Origin of the sequence: Kitasatospora sp. NPDC085895 (assembly GCF_040702125.1) — a bacterium.
Taxonomy (GTDB): domain Bacteria; phylum Actinomycetota; class Actinomycetes; order Streptomycetales; family Streptomycetaceae; genus Kitasatospora; species Kitasatospora arboriphila.
In genome coordinates this window covers 1-1,768 of record NZ_JBFBJY010000219.1, presented here as the reverse complement: position 1 = coordinate 1,768, position 1,768 = coordinate 1, and the positions used below count along the sequence as shown (strand labels likewise).

The following is a 1,768-nucleotide window of genomic DNA, read 5'->3' as shown; positions in this document are numbered from 1 at the left end:
GGAGCCGTAATTCATTTACTGCCTGAGTTGATCTCGTTGTCGTGGTCCTCGAGCACGCGCTTCAAGGCGTCGAGGGTGCGAGGAGGATGGGGCCGGTGGAAGACGAGGATCCTGGCGAGCTCGGGCCCGGCGAATGCCAGCAGGGGTTTGGTTCTTCCGGCGTGGTAGCTCAGGACGTTGCGTTTGCGGCCCATCAGTTCGGCCGCGAGGGTGAGGGTGATGGTGTTGCGGCTGCGAAGCACGGCGGCCAGGACGCGGTGGCGGTGATCCAGGGTTCCAAAGCCGGGATTACGGCCCCGGCCGTCGCCCTTGCGGCGTTCGGCTTCGGTCAGAACCTGCTGGCACGGTTCGAGGCGGAGCACGAGCTGTTCGAACTCTTCGCGGGACATGCCGGTGAGGGCGGGGTGGGTGAGGAGGAAGGTGATCTCGGCCGGGACGGGAGGTCCCGAGTCGTCGAGTGGATCCTCCTGCAGCTGCTGGCCAGGGTCCTGCGGGGCGATGGTGTAGTTCCACTCGCCGTGGAACTCATCGCGCTCGACCCGCTGGTCGACACCCTTGCGCTCGGCCCGGGTGAGCGCGCGGCCGGTGGGGTAAGCGTTCTCGTCCAGTACGGCCTGGACCGTGAGTCCGGTGCTGGTGCGGGTGGCCGAGATGGTCTGCAGCAGCACCTCGTAGCTGGTCAAGGGTTGGCCGCGCAGGCTGTGGGTGATCCGGGAGAACAGCCGGTGTTCGACCTTGTTCCATTTCGAAGTCGCTGGCGGGAAGTGCATGACGGTGATGCTCAGCCCGCATTCGTCGGCGAAGTCGGCCAGGCCCATCTTGAAGAGGCGAGAGTCCGCGGAGTTGGCTCCGCCGGAGTCGGCGGTGACCAGCAGACGGGGTGCGTCGGGATAGTCGAGGCGCCCTTGGTGGTTCCACCAGCGGCGAAGCGACTCGACTGCGAAGGCGGCGGTGTTGCGGTCGGTGCCCACGTTGACCCAGCCGGTGTCGCGTCCCAGGTCGTAGACGCCGTACGGGATGGCGATCGGGGTGCTCGGATCGAGGAAGTCGTGATCCGGGGCGGTGATCGGCTCACCCCTGGGACGCCAGCTGCGGCCGGCGCGGGCAAAGTCGCCGATCGGCTCCTTCTTCTTCGCGTCGACGCTCACCACTGGCAGGCCCTGTTCCAGGAAGCGTTCGACGGCGGTGTTGATGTGCCGGAACTGGGCATCGCGGTCGGGCACGTGACTGCCGGCCCGGGTCTTGGCCATGCCCTGCAGGCTGAAGCCCAGTCCGCGCAGCAGACCGCCCACCACCGGGGCACTGGCAGGATGGCCCGCCTGGGTCAGCTCACGGGCCAGGTCCCGCAGCGAGGCGGTAGTCCAACGCAGCGGCGAGACCGGGTCGCCCACCTCGTGCGGCTTGATCAGCGACTCCAGTGCTGCCACCAGGCCGGGGTCGCGCTCCGCGGCGGACTTGCGCCCGCCGCCGGGCCGGCGCACCCGTCCCAGCACCTGTGCTCCGCCCGCGAGCTCCTCGCATCCTCGGGCAACGGTGGACTCCGACACCTCCGCCAACCTGGCGACCGCCGAGATTCCGCCGTGTCCCAGAGCGTCTGCCTCGGAGGCCAAGTAGAGGCGGCGCTGCCGCTCGTCCAGGTGCGGCAGCAGCACCGCGAACTTCACATCCAGCACCGCAAGGACATCATCCGGAATCGCCACAACAGCCCATCTACCATGCCCCGCAGCGATATTGGGCCGAACCTGGCAGTAGTTTCCTTACGGCTCCT

General features: G+C 68.0%; 1 pseudogene. It reads right to left on the bottom strand.

Annotation, left to right across the window (positions count from 1 at the left end):
- Nucleotides 1-485: 485 nt before the first annotated feature.
- Nucleotides 486-1,694: pseudogene (locus AB0442_RS42345) on the bottom strand (ISAzo13 family transposase); the annotation flags it as partial.
- Between the last annotated feature and the right edge of the window lie 74 nt (nucleotides 1,695-1,768).